Below are 16600 nucleotides of genomic sequence, written 5' to 3' on the forward strand. Positions count from 1 at the left end.
CTTAAAATCGCTGCTTCTGAGCTTCGTACTCTGAAAAAAGATTCGTAAACGTCCCTTGAAGGGTTCACGTTGAATCTTATCCAAAAGATACGAAAAGTCTTAAAATGGGAGTCTTCTCCCAAGCCTGATATCACTTTGAATGCTGAGCTATACGCTCAGCTTCTCCCCTTTAGAACTCCCCTTATTTTAATTCAGCTATGTATGGTATTCGGTACCATCGGTTATATGCAAATTGAAGGTCATTCGCTGATCAATGCGATTTTTCAGACCGGATATACGATTACGACCGTCGGATTCGGTTCGTTGGGTGAAGGGGAATTTTCACCGTTAGGGAAACTTTTTACCGTTACTCTGATTATTTTCGGATATACGGTATTTATCTTTGCGATGGGGGTCATTATTGATGTTATCAATAAAGGTGAGCTCAAACGCATTTTAAAGGAACGAAAGATGTTGTATCGGATCGCCCGCCTCAAAAAACATTTTGTCATTTGTTACCATAACGAGTATGCGATTGAAGTGACGAAGCAGCTGCGCCAGAATCATATCCCCTTTATCGTTATTGATCCGCGGGAGGATATCGAAGCGATTGCGGTCGAACATAAATATCCGTATTACATCAAAGCAAAGCCCCATACCGAAGAGGCGATGCTCAAAGCACATTTGAGTTCGGCTAAGGGGCTCATTACTTTATCGGATTCGATTGCCGATAATATCGCTTTGATCGCGTCTGTCCGCCTTTTTGAGAAAGAGCACCACATCCCTTCGGCCTATTACATCATCAGTGCATCGGAAAGTGTCGAAGATATCAGTAAACTCAAAAAACTGGGAGCCGACACGGTCGTATCTCCGAGCAAACTCACCGCACAGCGAATTACGGCAATGGCGGCACGTCCGGATATGGAGAATCTGCTTGAGCAGTTTCTCTATAAAAGCGATACGCCGCTCGATATGGAAGAGGTATACGTCCCGAAAACAAGCTGGATGGTACTGAAAAAACTCAAAGAGACCCATTTGCGCGATATTGCCAACGTATCCATAATCGGAATTACCAAAAAAGACGGTAAGTTCATGCCGATGCCGAAAGGGGACGTATTGATTATGAGCGAATCGAAATTATTGGTTATTGGAACCCAAAAAGGGATATTATATACCAAAGGGTTGGTCAAAAAACAGGAAAAACCGGAGGAACTAAAATATGTATAAGATTGTCCCCGTCGAGGGCGGAGTATGTGCGGCAGAAGGTTTTTTTGCCGACGGAATCCATATCGGTCTGAAAAAAGAGGGTGCCAAAGATTTGGCGTTTGTCTATTCGAATACGCTGTGTACGATCGCGTCGGTATTTACCACCAATAAAATGACGGCGGCACCGATTCGCCATTTTCGTGCAAAAGGGGAGTTTAAAGGCAATTTTGTCCTTATCAATTCTAAAAATGCCAATGCGATGACGGGGCAGGCCGGAATCGACGATATCGACGAAGTATTGCAAAGTGTATGCTCTATGTTCCCCTCTATTGTTCATCCGGTAATGAGTTCGACGGGGGTGATCGGGGTACGGCTTCCTAAAGCGAAAATTATCGAAGGAGCCAAGCAAATCGATTTGGGAAAACGTGACGGTGTTGCCGCTTCCGAAGCGATTATGACGACCGATACGTTTGCCAAACGGATCGCTTTTGAGGTTCAGCTGGACGACGGGAAATCGTTTCGGATCGGTGCAATGGCAAAAGGTGCGGGGATGATCAATCCTGCCATGGCGACGATGTTGTGTTTTATCACGACCGATGCGGCTGTCGGAAAAGCGGCAATACAGGATATTTTAGACGAGTGTGTTCATACTACGTTTAACGCCGCCAGCGTCGACGGCGATACATCGACCAACGATACCGTTTTAGTCATGGCAAACGGTAAGAGCGGAGCATTCCATCCGAAAGCCTTTAAAGAGGTATTAGAGAACATTATGCTCTTTTTGGCCAAAGAGATGGTGCGCGACGGAGAAGGGGCGACAAAGCTGGTCACCTACAAAGTGACGGGAGCCGTTAATGCGAAAGAAGCGGAGATCGCCGCAAAAGCGCTCAGTAACTCCCTTTTGGTCAAAACGGCTTTGTTCGGGCAAGACCCTAACTGGGGACGGATCGCTTCGACGGTCGGAGCCAGCGGTATCATGTGCGACGAAGCATTTTTGAGCATTTGGTTTGACGATGTATGCGTTTATAAAAAAGGGACTTTGCTGTTTGATGAAAAACTCGAACCGCTTGCCGCGGCAGTAATGCAAAAATCGGCCTTTACGATCCATTGCGATATCGGTCTTCAAGACGGTGAGTTTACCGCATACGGATGCGATCTTGGGCACGAATATGTCAAAATTAATGCGGATTATCGCACGTAGTATTAGCATCTACTAAGTGAGCGGTTGCTATAATCGCGATAATTTATGCTCAACAGGAAGACCCATGCGCGGATATAAAATTTTCAGCGGTTCAGCATGTACCGACTTTGCGGCGGAAGTGTGCAAAACGCTCGATGTCCCCCTCTCTAAAGCGTCAGTCAAACGTTTCAGTGACGGAGAAATCAATGTTCAGATTTCAGAAAGCGTTCGCGGTCGCGATGTCTTTATCATTCAGTCTACGGGGGCGCCGTCAAATGACAATTTGATGGAATTACTGATTATGACCGATGCGCTCCGCCGCTCATCCGCCAGTTCGATTACGGCGGTAGTTCCGTATTTCGGGTATGCGCGACAAGACCGAAAAGCGGCTCCACGCGTACCGATCACTGCAAAATTGGTAGCAGATATGTTTGAAACGGCGGGGATCGCCCGCGTTGTGACGATCGATCTACATGCCGGACAGATTCAAGGGTTTTTCAATATCCCCGTCGATAACCTCTACGGTGCAATCATTTTCCAAGAGTATATCACGTCGAAAAAGCTTCCAAATCCGATTATCGCATCCCCGGATATCGGAGGGGTTGCACGGGCTCGTTATTTCGCCGAAAAACTGGGATTGGAGATGGTAATCGTCGATAAACGGCGTGAAAAAGCCAATGAGAGCGAAGTGATGAACATCATCGGAGACGTGACGGGTAAAGACGTCATTATGATCGACGATATGGTCGATACGGCCGGAACGATGGTGAAAGCCGCCGCCGCACTGAAAAAACGGGGTGCAACGTCGGTGATGGCGTGTGCGACTCACGGTGTTCTAAGCGGTAAAGCTTACGACAATATCAACAGCGGCGAGTTGGACGAATTGGTGATTTCCAATACTCTCGTCCTTGGCGGACAAAGCGATAAGATAAAAGTATTGAGCGTTGCTCCGCTGTTTGCCGAAGTTATCCGCCGTGTTTATCACAATGAGAGCGTTAATTCACTGTTTAGCTAATTCTTCTTGGGACGTTGCGTCCCAACCCTCCTAAGCAGTGTTCTGCTATAATTCCGTCAATTAAAATATAATGAGCAATAGAACCTAATGGATAATATTCGTAATTTTTCAATCATAGCCCATATCGACCACGGCAAGAGTACCTTAGCCGATCGTATCATCCAAGAGTGCGGTGCGGTAAGCGATCGTGAACTCACGAAACAGATGATGGATACGATGGATATCGAACAAGAGCGCGGGATTACGATTAAAGCGCAGAGTGTACGGCTCGATTACGTCAAAGACGGCAAACACTATATTCTTAACCTGATTGACACTCCGGGCCACGTCGATTTCAGCTACGAAGTCTCTAAGTCCCTTGCGTCCAGTGACGGGGCATTATTGATCGTTGATGCGGCGCAAGGGGTCGAAGCGCAAACGATCGCCAATGTCTATATGGCGATGGAAAACGATCTGACCCTTATCCCCGTCATCAACAAAATCGATCTTCCTGCCGCAGAACCTGAGCGGGTCGCCGAAGAGATCGAAACGACGATCGGGATCGATGCCACTGATGCAGTAATGATCTCGGCAAAAACCGGAGTAGGGATTCGTGAACTGATCGATGCAATCGTCGATCGTATCCCTGCACCTGTAGGTGATCCTGAAGCGACGACCAAAGCGATTATCTACGATTCGTGGTTTGATTCTTATCAAGGGGCAATGGCACTCGTACGTGTGTTCGACGGCGAAATCAAGACAGGGCAGATGGTCAAATTGATGCACAACAATGAAAACCATCAGGTTCTTGAGCTGCTGTATCCTCATCCGCTTCGCCGTCAGAAAACGCAAACGATTAAAGCCGGAGAGATCGGAATCGTGATCTTGGGTGTCAAAGAGGTGGGATCTATCCGTGTCGGCGATACGATCACCGATGCGCGTAATCCGGCCAAAGAACCGGTAGGTGAATACGCTCCGGCAAAACCGTTCGTATTCGCGGGGATTTATCCGATCGATACCGACGAGTTCGAATCGGTGCGCGATGCGCTCGATAAGCTCAAACTCAACGACAGCAGTCTGAGCTATGAGCCGGAAACCTCTATCGCTTTGGGGTTCGGTTTCCGTGTCGGATTTTTGGGGATGCTCCATATGGAGGTTGTCAAAGAGCGGTTAGAGCGTGAATTTAATCTCGATCTGATTGCGACCGCTCCGTCGGTTGTCTATAAAGTCTATAAGACCGACGGGTCGATGGTGGAAGTCCAAAATCCGAGCGAACTCCCTGAGCCGCAGAATATCGAACGGATCGAAGAACCGTACGTTCGTGCAACGGTTATCGTCCCGACCGACTATTTGGGGAATATCATCACGCTATTGACCGCGAAGCGCGGGATGCAGGAGAAGATGGAATATCTCAACGAGACGCGGGTCATGCTCATCTATGTGATGCCGATGAACGAGATCGTCGTCGATTTCTATGATAAACTCAAATCAACGTCCAAAGGGTATGCGAGTTTCGATTACGATCCGATCGAATTCCGTCAGGGCGATCTCGTTAAACTCGATGTCCGTGTGGCGGGAGATGTCGTCGATGCTCTGAGCGTCATCGTCCCTCGCAGCAGTGCAGAATCCCGCGGAAGGGCTCTTGTTACCAATATGAAAGAGATCGTTCCTCGCCAACTGTTCGAAGTGGCGATTCAAGCCTCTATCGGAAACCGTGTTATCGCCCGCGAAACGGTCAAATCGATGGGTAAAAACGTTACCGCAAAATGTTACGGCGGGGATATATCCCGTAAACGCAAACTCCTCGACAAACAAAAAGAGGGGAAAAAACGGATGAAAGCGATCGGAAAGGTTCAGCTCCCCCAAGAGGCGTTCATGTCCGTTCTAAAAATGGATTAACATGCGCTGCATGATGTGTGAGCGCTTCAGCCTCTCGCATATCTGCTCCCATTGTCAAGAATCTCTCCTCACTCCGACCCTCCATAAACGAAAAATCCTGGGTTCGATTCCCGTCTATTCTTTTTATCCCTATAATGAAATCGAACCTCTGCTGCTTACCAAACATACCGATTTGGGATACTACATCTACACGATATTGGCAAAGCGTTCGCTCGGTGCCTTTGCCCGTGAATGGCAGTATGAAAACACCGTCGCCTCCGTCGGGATAGATGATCGTTCAGAGAGCGGCTACTCGCATACAGCGGTTTTGAACCGTGCATTGAAATCGGATACTATTATCCCGCAGTACGGTAAACTTCGCGCATCGCAGCACTATAAATATGCGGGGAAAAGTGTCGAAGAGAGGCTGATGAATCCCCGTCAATTTATGTATATCCCCTTTTCGGAAAAAGAGGTGATTTTAGTGGACGATATCGTCACGACGGGAACAACGCTCTCTGAAGCGGCCGAAGTTCTCCATACGCAGGGAAAAAAAGTGATCCTCTGTCTTACTCTGAGCGATGCGGAGAATCGATAATGTTCGGAAGGGTGACGTAAAAACAGCTCCCTTTTCCTATTTCGCTCTCAACCCAAATCGTTCCTCCGTGGGCATGAACCATCTCTTTGACGATAGCCAGCCCTAGTCCCGTCCCCTTGATCGCTTCAGGCGAAGGTTCACCCTGAGTAAAAGGATCGAAAATAGCGTCAAGATTTTCCGGTGCAATACCGTATCCGTGATCGCAAACTGAAAATTGGTGATGACCGTCGTTCGTATAGGTGATCGTAACGGATTCACCTTCAGGAGAGAATTTAACCGCATTGCTTAGAAGATTGATGAAAACCTGTTGGATCATCTTCCGATCGGCAGTGAGTATTTCGTCCTTTACCGAAGGATATACGATCCGTAATGAGCGTTTATGCCCTAAAGGCTCAATGATAGCGGAGACCTCTTTGAACAGTTCAAAGAGTGTAAACTGACTTACCGAGAGTTCCATTTTTCCCGCTTTCATTTTTGAAAAATCTAGAATAGTATTAACAAGATCCAGCAGATGGCGTCCGGCAAAAAGAATTTTTTCGGTGTAGGACGATACTTCTTTAGAGATATCGGGACGGCGAATAAGTAATTGAGAAAATCCGATGATCGCATTCAGCGGAGTGCGAAGTTCATGGCTCATCGTTGCGAAAAAAGCATCTTTTGCGACGGCGGCTTGGCGCGCTTCATCTAGGGCATTAAGTAAATCGTCTTGATATTGCTCTTTTTGAATGATCTCTTGCAGTAGATTGTCGTTGAGATGATCTGCGTAGAGTTTTTCTTCTTCCAGGTGTTTGAGCAGTTCTTGCTGTTGCAGCTGTAAGAGGACGACTTCGGAAAAGTTGGCATGGAACCTTTTGCTGGAGATAATCATCATAACCGAAAATAAGAGCAAAGTTATCCCGATCATCCAGGAGGTATCGGTTCGCTGGAGGATGAAATGAAGTGCATAGGGGGAAGTGACCAGCAAATTATAAAACAGATAGCTTTCGGGTCGGTATGAATTCGATCCTACGGCGCCGGCGACCATCCCCCCGATAATTATGATCAGCATCATAGTATGATCCGAAGAATCGGGGAGGAGAAAATAGGCACTTGAACCCCACAGTAACCCGGAAGCAATGACTCCTGCCATATAGGCAACGTAAGGATGATAGGTGGAATCGGGAGTGATGGATGAGCGAAAATAAAAATAGGCGGCGAGACGTGCGAAGATCAACACCATATTAGCGGCGATCCAGAAAGTCAGTGAACCATACGATACATGATCTGCCAAGATATAGGCGATGATAAGGGTATTGAAAAAAATAGCGATCAACGGTACTGGAAGAGCACGGTAAAGGGCGTCTACCTCTTTCGAAAAGATTTCATTGTCCACGTCATTATCCGTTCTGTTTGGGGTGGAATCAATTATAAGCGCCTTCTCCTTTAATGCGTATAAGGCTGATACGTCGCTATCCGCATATCGATAACGGCTCTGCCGATCGTAAAATGGTAGAGAGATTGATAGCGCTGGTCCTGAAGCCCCAGTAGAGCATGAAATTCATCGTCTAGAAAACATCCGATCCCGGTTGCCGATAATCCCAACGAGGTCGCTTCGAGGTAGAGGATTTGTCCGATCATGCCGCATTGGTGATAAAGATTTTTATACCCGATAGCACCGTCGCGTTCGAGCGATTCGAAAAAGCGGCAAAGCATACCGAAACTGAAGGCACCGTCTTTGGCTATCTCCTGATTACAGGAGATCATTTGGGCGGCACCTCGATAATCCCCTTTTTGCAACCGATAAAGCCCCTCGGTACAGTCAAACCATTCGAAGGCAGGATCCATCGCATTTTGGAGAGATTGGAGTTCATCGGGATCGCGGATATAGATATACAGACCTTTTTCCAACCCCTCGATGCGATGAACGAAGAGGACAAAATGGACGTCCGCCGTATCTTGGCAATACAAAGAGGCATCGAGCATCTGCCGAAACTGCTCCATAGTGATGCTTGAACCGTCCATCATTTGCGCACTGCGGCGTTTTAAGACGATTTCGCCGGAACTTTTGGAAGGTGGCGGAGTGCGCCGCTTCTGTTTCAAACGGATCGGTGAGGGATAACTTCCCTGTGTCGCCGCATCGATCGTCTCCAGAATCGGCCAGTGGTGGTGGGAATGGCTGAGTCTGTTTGCCGGAGATTCGATTAAGAAAGGAAGAGACGGTTTATTAAGGGTTCCGCGACGAATTTGAAAGAGCAAATCGGGGCTCTCACGCTCGTGAACATCATAACGTGCACATTGATCCAGACCGCATAGAGCGGAGATTTCGGAGCTATCCGCCGCAATAAGGGTGCATTCCCATCCCAGCATAGCAGCCGAAATCCGTATCGATGCGGCAGCATGTCCCGCATCGAGCTGACAATAGCGCCAACACCGTTCTCCGTACTTCCATGCTTCCCGCCAGATGATTGAACTCAGGGCAATGAGAAAGGTATCTTCCCCGATGGATTCGTGATAACGGTAAAGGAGTTCGAGAGCATGTTCTTTCGGGGCATAATGGGTAAGCGAGGTGCTTTCGTTGAGTCCTGCGATAGGGGGAAGAATGAGATAGCACTCGGTCGGATGGAGATTTCCGCTGCTGGCATTGCATCGAAGTACCCATTCCGATCCGCCGTGGCTTTTGATCGCGGCAAGCCCGAGCGAATAGCGCAGCAGTTGAGAGAGCGATTCGATGCACAAAGGAGCTTCAGGGAGGAGATTTGGTTCAAATAGCAGATGATAGGGCGGTGTGTTATCGTTAAATTTCAGCGCTATTAGCGGCGCATTCTCATAACGACGGAAGGGATCGGGCTGCGTTGCCCAATCCATATATCCCAGACTGGCGGCATAGCGGGAGGGACGATGTTTGGTTCGATCGTGATATTCGAGGACGGCAGGTATATTTTTCATGGAGAGATTGTCGGCTAAAACCGTTAAATCTCCCCTTTGTTTTCAGATCAGTGCAGGCTCTTTAATAGATCTCGAAGCATTTGATCGTGTGTTGTCGTGGAATCGATTTTCAGTCGCTGCAGATCAGAGGTGAGAGATCCTTTGTAATGAACCCCCTCCGGCGTCAAGACTGCGCTGATATCTGCGCTGAAACGGATCGGAGGCTGGGTAATCTGATACTCTTTTTTGAGAACGTCAGGGAGTGTAGAGCCTTTTTGTATGGCTAGAAAAATGTCCCCTTTGCTAGCATTGAAATCTCCTGAAACATCCGCGATGCCTTTGAGCGGCGCGGGGAGGGCGAAGAGCGAAAAGAGCTCGGAAACATCGGCGTGGCGGACATCTAACGAGAGATGATCGGGTTCCAGATCCGATAACGTGAGTTTGAATACCGTATCGCTTTTTGCCGCAGAAGAGTGCAGATGCAGATGCAGTCGAGTTTCATCGCCTTCCAAAGTACCGTTGATATCGGCTGAATTTCCCAGATGGATACCGACAAATTGTTCCAAAATCCCTATATTATCCATGGATGCTTCGAGTGACATACGGATAGTAAAGGGGCGGATTTTTCCGTTTTCATCGGCGAGAAGATCTTTTAGATCAAATGAGCTATTGTCGTCTTCGGCTATCGGAGTCGATACGAATTTGCGGGTTGTGGTATTGAGCCGCAGAGACCCCCGTACATCCCTGATGTCCAATCCTCGCAGATCGATTTCTCCAAAAAGACGGGTATCGGTGTTTGAAGGGTAGTCGAGCATTTGAAGCATCGACCGGTAGCGGATGTTATTGAGTTTTACATAGATGTTACCGGGTTTAAACCGGTGCAGCTGTGTTTGATAGAGGAGATTGCCGTCGAATATATCGGCATTTCCGTGGATATCGAATGCGCTGATTCCTCCGCTCATCGCTCCGTCGGTTTTGAATGGGGCCGAGAGAGGATTGATCCCCCCCTCATGAAAACACTCGAACCGATAGTGTGCGTAAAGCCGCAGTGTTAAGAGAGAAAATCCCCCTTGCATGCTCAGCGTATTGGCTTTGTCGTCTTGGAGAATGAAATGAAAACGATTATGTGTGAGGACAAATTCGTGTAGAGAAATCGGTGTTGACATCACCGATGAGAGTACTTTTTCGCTTAAAGGGGCTATAAAACGGTTTCCAAGAGGAGTAAAGAGGAGGATATAAAGTGTGATGAGAAAAGCAAGCGGAATCAGCAGAATTTTTCCCAGAAGTGTTCGGTGAAGTGATCCCAGACGTTTCATCATCGGCTTACCGCCAATATCCACGGTGTGCCGATCATCAGATAAACGATTAGATTCATAAATGTAACAGCCCCTCCATAGAGATAGATATCACGCGCGTTAATATATCCCGAACTCAGATAGATAGCATTGCACGATGACCCCTGGGGGGTAACGGTCGCATTGAAATTCGTAGCGAACAGGAGCATCATCGCCATAAGTACTCCCGGAACACCCGCACTGATCCCGACGGAGAGAAAAATGCCGTATAGCGCCAGTAAATGAGCGCTTTGGGAGACAAAAAGATAATGGATCAATACGTATACGATAATCAGCAAAATATAGACTCCGATCCACGAAAAGCCGTCCAGATAGAGGGTAAAATGTTTCGCAACCGCACTCATAAAGCCCTGTTCGGCCAATTGGGTGCTGAGGGCAAAAAGGATCGCGAACCAGATGAGAGTGCTGAGCGCTTCGCCCTGACTGCGGAAATCGTCGATCCCGAAAACACGCGTCGCCATCAATATTCCCAGTCCGCCGAAAGCGACGGCGGCTTTATCGATCGGAAAGATTCCCGATAAAGACCACAGTAGAAGCATTCCGAGAAAAACGCTCCCCGTAATCCATTCGTTTCGGCTGATCGGGCCCATAACAGACAACGCTTCGCGTGCCTTCTCGGGTGCTTCTGGCGTATCTTTAAGTTCGGGAGGATAAATACGGTATAAAAACCACGGGATTAGAAAAAAGGCTGCCAGTGTCGGTATTAGTGCATAAAGCAGCCATAATCCGAAAGTGATGTGAATCCCCATCTTCGATGCGATTTCTACTCCGACGGGGTTGACGGCCATGGCGGTGAGCCATAAGCTTGAAGAGACCGTTAAGCCCGCCATCGACGTCATCATCAAATAGCTTCCCGCCTTTTTATGGGTATTATCGCCGACTTTGGAGCCGCAATCATGCGCCAGTCCGTACACGATAGGATAGAGGACGCCGGAGCGGGCGGTATTGCTCGGAAATGCGGGGGCAATCAAAATATCGGTGGCAACGACGCTGTAGCCGAGTCCCAATGTCGAATGTCCGAAGCGGCGGATGATATGAAGCGAGAGCCGCTTTCCCAGTCCCGATTTATGGACGGCGTGAGAGACTAAAAATGCGGCAACGATCAGAAGGATAAAGCTTTCTGAAAATCCGGCATAGGCTTTTGCCGGTTCGATTACTCCGGATAAAACGCTGATAGCCAATGCGATGACGGAAGCGGCGATGATCGGTAAGAGATCAAAGAGTATCACTCCGATCGTCGTGATAAAAATGGTAAACAGATGCCACGTAGAAAGACTAATCTCTAACGGCGGAGGGAGAAACCATAAAACAAGAGCGAAGGTGATGAGCAGTGCTGATGAGATTATACGCTTACGATTCATAGACCCTCCCTCTATTTTCTTCTTATTATAGCATTTCATACCGGTTTTACATAGTTGATATATATAGACTAAACTATTTTAAGTAAAAATATTCATACACCTCTTGACAAGAGTTGACTCAATGCATTATAATAACACTGGATTTCAAAAAAGGAGTCGTATAATCTTATGTCAAATGAAGTAAACGAAGAAACAATCGGCGAAGAACAAGTTGCCTCGCAAGAGAGCGAAACGATTGTCGATGAAAGTATGAATGAATTAGAAATTATACAGGCTGAATTAGCCTCTTTCAAAGACAAATACGCTAGAGTACATGCTGATTTCGATAATATTAAAAAACGTCTTGAGCGTGAGAAATACCAAGCGCTCGAATACGCGAACGAAAAATTCGCCAAAGACCTGATCCCTGTCGTCGATTCGCTTGGAATGGCGATCAATGCGGCAGAGATCGAAGCGGAACCGGCGGTGCTTCTGGAAAAACTCAAAGAGGGCGTTGAACTTACGATGAAACAGCTTCTCGGTGTGCTTGAAAAGCATGGAGTAACTCCGGTAGATGAATCCGAGCCGTTCGATCCGAATATCCATAATGCGGTACAGCGTGTGGACAGCCCGGATCATGAGAGCGGTGCCATAGTGAACACCTTCCAAAAAGGGTATCGCTATAAAGAGCGCACTCTAAGAGATGCAATGGTGGTTATCGCCAATTAAAGTGCATTTGGGATTTTACCGCCGAGGTGGAATCCGGTGTTAACGTAGCTTTAGGGGCTTTGCTCCTAGAGCGTTTAAAAAAATAAAAATAAAGGAATTATTATGTCAAAAGTTATTGGTATCGACCTTGGAACAACAAACTCATGTGTGGCTGTCTATGAAGGCGGCGAAGCGAAAGTAATCCCGAACAAAGAGGGGAAAAATACTACTCCTTCGGTTGTGGCGTTTACGGATAAAGGTGAAATTCTTGTCGGTGATCCTGCAAAACGTCAGGCGATTACCAACCCGGATAAAACGATCTACTCGGTCAAACGTATCATGGGTCTCATGATGAACGAGGAAAAAGCAAAAGAAGCACACGATAAAGTTACCTACAAAATCGTGGATAAAAACGGTATGGCTGCGGTTGACGTAGCGGGTAAAGTGTACACGCCTCAGGAAATCTCAGCAAAAATCCTATCTAAATTGAAAGCGGATGCGGAGAGCTACCTCGGACAACCGGTAAGCGACGCGGTTATTACCGTTCCTGCGTATTTCAATGACGCTCAACGTAAAGCGACCAAAGAGGCGGGAACCATCGCCGGGTTGAACGTTCTTCGTATCATCAATGAGCCGACGGCGTCTGCTCTTGCTTACGGGTTGGATTCAAAAGGGGATGAAAAAGTTCTTGTTTACGATCTAGGGGGCGGAACGTTCGACGTTACGGTTCTTGAAATCTCTGAAGGTACTTTTGAGGTTCTTTCAACCGACGGGAATGCGTTCCTCGGTGGGGATGACTTCGATAACAAAATCGTTGATTTCCTCGCAAGCGAGTTCAAATCCGATCACGGTATCGATCTCAAAGCGGACAAAATGGCGCTTCAACGTCTCAAAGACGCGGCTGAAAATGCGAAAAAAGAGCTCTCTTCAGCCGAAGAAACAGAGATCAACCTTCCGTTTATTACCGCAGACGCGACAGGTCCTAAACACTTGGTCGTTAAATTGACCCGTGCAAAATTCGAAGGGATGATCGATACGCTTGTAAAAGAGACGATCAGCCACATTAAAACGGCGATGAAAGATGCGGGTCTTAGCAAAAACGAGATCAACGAAATCATCATGGTCGGGGGTTCGACACGTCTTCCGATCGCACAAAAAATGGTTTCGGATGAGTTCGGCGGAAAAACTCTTAACAAAGGGGTAAATCCGGATGAGGTCGTAGCAGCCGGTGCGGCGATCCAAGGTGGGGTTCTTCGCGGAGACGTTAAAGACGTTCTTCTTCTTGACGTTACGCCGTTGTCACTCGGGATCGAAACGCTCGGCGGCGTAGCGACAAAAATTATCGAAAAAGGGACTACAATCCCGGTTAAAAAATCGCAAGTGTTCTCAACTGCGGAAGATAACCAACCGGCGGTTAGCATCAGCGTCGTCCAAGGTGAGCGTGAGTTCGCCCGTGATAACAAATCGCTTGGTCTGTTCGAGCTTACAGGTATCCCTGCGGCACCGCGCGGCGTACCTCAAATCGAGGTAACCTTCGATATTGATGCGAACGGTATCCTAACTGTCAGCTCGACCGACAAAGGAACAGGTAAATCGCAATCGATCACGATCTCAGGAAGTTCAGGACTCTCTGAAGAAGAGATCAACAAAATGGTTCAAGATGCTGAGAACCATAAAGCCGAAGATGCAAAACGCAAAGAGATCGTAGATCTTCGCAACCAAGCGGACGCTCTTGCGAGTCAAACCGAAAAATCTCTCAAAGAGATGGAAGACAAAATCGACGCAAGCGAAAAAGCCTCTATCGAAGCGGCTCTTGAAGAGCTTAAAACGGTACTCAAAAACACCGATGCTTCTAAAGAAGAGATCGAAGCGGCTACCAAAAAATTGGCAGACGCGAGCCACAAAATGGCAGAGCAAATGTACAAACAAAACGAAGGCGGACAAGCCGCTTCAGGCAACGCGAAAAAAGATGACGACGTCATCGACGCTGAAATCGAATAAGCTCTTTTTCTTCTTTTCCCCCATTGTGGGGGAGTTATTCCACCATCTCTTCCGATTCACCCAACTGTAATACTCCCTGTTCGGCCAGTACTTGAACGGCATCGACGATTTTGCGTTGAGCCCCGTCGATATCTTTGACTTTGACCGCACCTAAAAACTGCATCTCTTCGATAAAAGCATCTTTGGCCCGTTGGGACATATTGGCGTAAAACTTTTCTTTCAGCTCTTCCGCAGCGCTTTTGAGTGCCAGCATAAGATCATTTTTATCGACCGATTTGAGAATCTCTCGGATAGCGTTGCCGTCTAAATCGACAATGTCTTCGAACGTGAACATCATCTCTTTAATCGAAACGGAGAGCTCTTGATCCAGCTGTTCGATTTGTGTGAGGGTGGTTTTCGCGGTTTTTGTTCCCAGACGATTGAAGATATCGGCCACCGCTCGCGGTCCTCCGACTTCGACTTTATAGCTCGCGAGATATTCGAGTTTGGATTCAAGCACGGCACTGACACGTTTGACGATTGCCGGAGAAATATCTCCGAGTTTTGCCATTCGGATCGCTATTTCGGCGCGTAATTCGTCCGGGAAAATATAAAGCGTCTCCGCCGCCGCTGAGGGTTCCATGTGCGCCAAAATCAGCGCGACGGTCTGAGGATGTTCGTTTATTATAAAATCGGCCAGCTGCTGGGGTTTGATTTTCGTGAGATAAGCGAAGTTTTGGCTGTTGTGGATCGATTTGGAGAGACGATCCATCACCTTTTTGGCTTCATCCGCTCCCAATGCTTTGTAGAGCAGTTCACGGGCGTATTCCATACCGCCGCTGTTGATATATTGGTTTGATTGGACAATGGTGTAAAACTCTTCCAAAATGGCTGCGGCGATATTTTTTTCGACCGAACGGCTGTTGGCGATGTATTTGGAAATCTGGGTAATGGATTCGATATTCATGCGAGAAAAAATGGCGGCAGTGGTATCTTCACCCAACTGCATGAGCAATATGGCGATTTTTTCCGTCATTCCCATTTCGTCAAAAACAGCCTGCTGTGTCGCATCTAGATTCATACGTTCTGCTCCGCTCGTATGAGTCATAAGGAGCAGACTCATTAGTACCGCAAGTATAGCAGAGAGATGGTTTGCCTTTAGCCTTATTACAAAACAAGATGACTATTTAATACGTGTAGGATTGCTGTTAGGGTATCTTCGATATAATTTTTGCAAAGCAAAGGATTTTATTATGGAACATTTTTTAGAAAAAGCCAAATCCGCAAGCCGTACTTTAGCGACTCTAAGCGGAAGCGAACGCAACCGTATTTTACGGGAAATGGCGGAAGCCTTGCGTGCCAATACGATGAATATTATCGAAGCCAATGCTATCGATATGCGTCATGCCGAAGAAGAAAATCTCTCTTCTTCACTCAAAGATCGACTCTTGCTGAATGAAAAACGGATCGAAGCAATGGCAGTCGCGATCGAAGAGATCGCCGCACTCAAAGATCCGATCGGCCGTGTTTTAGAAGGATGGGTCACCGAAACGGGATTGAAAATCGAAAAAGTGAGCATCCCTATCGGGGTGATAGGGATCATTTACGAATCCCGCCCGAACGTCACCTCCGATACGGCGGCGTTGTGTTTTAAAAGTTCCAACGGCTGTGTTCTAAAGGGGGGGAAAGAGGCGGAGTCCTCGAACAAAATCATTGCGGATATTTTACAGCAGGTTTTGATCCGTAACGCCCTTCCGAAAGAGTTGGTCGCATTATTGCCTGACGCGTCGCGCGAGGGGGTAGCCAAACTGATCAAAATGGACCGTTACGTCGATCTGATCGTTCCGCGGGGCGGGGAGGCATTAATCCGGTTCGTCAGTCAAAACGCAACCGTTCCCGTCGTAAAGCACGATAAAGGGCAGTGTCATCTGTATGTTCATGCCCAAGCCAAAATTGAAGATGCCCTCCAAATAGCGATCAATGCAAAAGTACAGCGCCCTTCGGCGTGCAACGCTATCGAGACGCTTTTGATCGACGATGCGATCGCACAAGAGGTATTGCCGCTTTTCAAAGAGGTCTTCGACAGAGAGAATACCGTACTAAAAGGGTGTCCTTTAACACGACAGATTATTGAAGTTGCCGAAGCGACGGACGAAGATTTCGATACCGAATACTTGGCGAACATTCTGAATATCCGGGTCGTTGACGGTATCGAGGGGGCGATCAGTCATATCGTCCGTTTCGGTTCCGGACACTCCGAGTCGATCATTACCGAAAATATTACGGCGGCGGAACGATTCATGAACGCCATCGATGCAGCGGCGGTATATGTCAATGCATCGACCCGTTTTACCGACGGCGGAGAGTTCGGATTCGGCGCGGAGGTCGGAATCAGTACCAACAAACTGCACGCCCGCGGTCCGATGGGGGTCGAGGGATTGACGACGTACAAATATAAAATTTACGGTAAAGGACAAG

General features: G+C 47.6%; 13 protein-coding genes. 8 read left to right on the forward strand and 5 right to left on the reverse strand.

Annotation, left to right across the window (positions count from 1 at the left end; translation table 11 throughout):
- Positions 1-69 precede the first annotated feature (69 nt).
- The 5 genes from Q0389_RS12120 to Q0389_RS12140 all read left to right on the forward strand — a co-directional run bounded on the left by Q0389_RS12120 (position 70) and on the right by Q0389_RS12140 (position 5835).
- Entirely contained in the window at positions 70-1206 is a 1137-nt protein-coding gene (locus Q0389_RS12120) for a TrkA family potassium uptake protein (protein ID WP_298694494.1), read from the forward strand.
- Complete coding sequence (gene argJ / locus Q0389_RS12125) at positions 1199-2386, forward strand: bifunctional glutamate N-acetyltransferase/amino-acid acetyltransferase ArgJ (protein WP_298694496.1); 1188 nt, start codon at positions 1199-1201, stop codon at positions 2384-2386. The genes Q0389_RS12120 and argJ overlap by 8 nt, the downstream gene beginning before the upstream one ends.
- Before the next feature lie 64 nt (positions 2387-2450).
- Positions 2451-3380: a ribose-phosphate pyrophosphokinase gene (locus Q0389_RS12130; protein ID WP_298694498.1), complete on the forward strand. Its 930-nt coding sequence runs from the start codon at positions 2451-2453 to the stop codon at positions 3378-3380.
- A gap of 87 nt (positions 3381-3467) precedes the next feature.
- Positions 3468-5258, forward strand: a complete 1791-nt coding sequence (gene lepA, locus Q0389_RS12135) for a translation elongation factor 4 (RefSeq protein ID WP_298694499.1) — start codon at positions 3468-3470, stop codon at positions 5256-5258.
- A gap of 1 nt (position 5259) precedes the next feature.
- On the forward strand, positions 5260-5835 hold the full coding sequence (locus Q0389_RS12140; RefSeq protein ID WP_298694500.1) for a phosphoribosyltransferase family protein: 576 nt from the start codon (positions 5260-5262) through the stop codon (positions 5833-5835).
- Here Q0389_RS12140 and Q0389_RS12145 read toward each other — a convergent pair.
- Genes Q0389_RS12145 through Q0389_RS12160 form a run of 4 tightly spaced genes read right to left on the reverse strand, consistent with a single transcriptional unit; the run spans position 5807 to position 11455 of the window.
- The gene (locus tag Q0389_RS12145; protein WP_298694501.1) at positions 5807-7207 is read right to left on the reverse strand and encodes a HAMP domain-containing sensor histidine kinase; all 1401 of its coding nucleotides are present in this window, start codon (positions 7205-7207) and stop codon (positions 5807-5809) included. The genes Q0389_RS12140 and Q0389_RS12145 overlap by 29 nt on opposite strands.
- Before the next feature lie 50 nt (positions 7208-7257).
- On the reverse strand, positions 7258-8760 hold the full coding sequence (locus tag Q0389_RS12150) for a SagB/ThcOx family dehydrogenase (RefSeq protein WP_298694504.1): 1503 nt from the start codon (positions 8758-8760) through the stop codon (positions 7258-7260).
- Positions 8761-8807: 47 nt separating this feature from the next.
- The gene (locus tag Q0389_RS12155) at positions 8808-10058 is read right to left on the reverse strand and encodes a hypothetical protein (RefSeq protein WP_298694507.1); all 1251 of its coding nucleotides are present in this window, start codon (positions 10056-10058) and stop codon (positions 8808-8810) included.
- Positions 10055-11455, reverse strand: a complete 1401-nt coding sequence (locus tag Q0389_RS12160; RefSeq protein ID WP_298694508.1) for a DASS family sodium-coupled anion symporter — start codon at positions 11453-11455, stop codon at positions 10055-10057. The genes Q0389_RS12155 and Q0389_RS12160 overlap by 4 nt, the downstream gene beginning before the upstream one ends.
- 168 nt (positions 11456-11623) lie before the next feature.
- On the opposite strand from Q0389_RS12160, the gene grpE reads away from it, so the two are divergent.
- Complete coding sequence (grpE, locus tag Q0389_RS12165) at positions 11624-12163, forward strand: nucleotide exchange factor GrpE (protein ID WP_298694510.1); 540 nt, start codon at positions 11624-11626, stop codon at positions 12161-12163.
- 102 nt (positions 12164-12265) lie between these two features.
- Positions 12266-14143, forward strand: coding sequence for a molecular chaperone DnaK (gene dnaK, locus Q0389_RS12170; RefSeq protein ID WP_298694512.1), 1878 nt, complete (start codon positions 12266-12268; stop codon positions 14141-14143).
- A gap of 34 nt (positions 14144-14177) precedes the next feature.
- On the opposite strand, the gene fliG is transcribed toward dnaK, so the two are convergent.
- Positions 14178-15203 (reverse strand): flagellar motor switch protein FliG, encoded by a 1026-nt coding sequence (gene fliG / locus Q0389_RS12175; protein WP_298694516.1) that lies wholly within the window; start codon positions 15201-15203, stop codon positions 14178-14180.
- Positions 15204-15375: 172 nt separating this feature from the next.
- On the opposite strand from fliG, the gene Q0389_RS12180 reads away from it, so the two are divergent.
- Positions 15376-16600: glutamate-5-semialdehyde dehydrogenase (locus Q0389_RS12180; protein WP_298694514.1), on the forward strand; the 1225-nt coding region annotated here is incomplete at its 3' end.

This window comes from uncultured Sulfuricurvum sp., from assembly GCF_937936435.1.
Taxonomy (GTDB): Bacteria; Campylobacterota; Campylobacteria; order Campylobacterales; family Sulfurimonadaceae; genus Sulfuricurvum.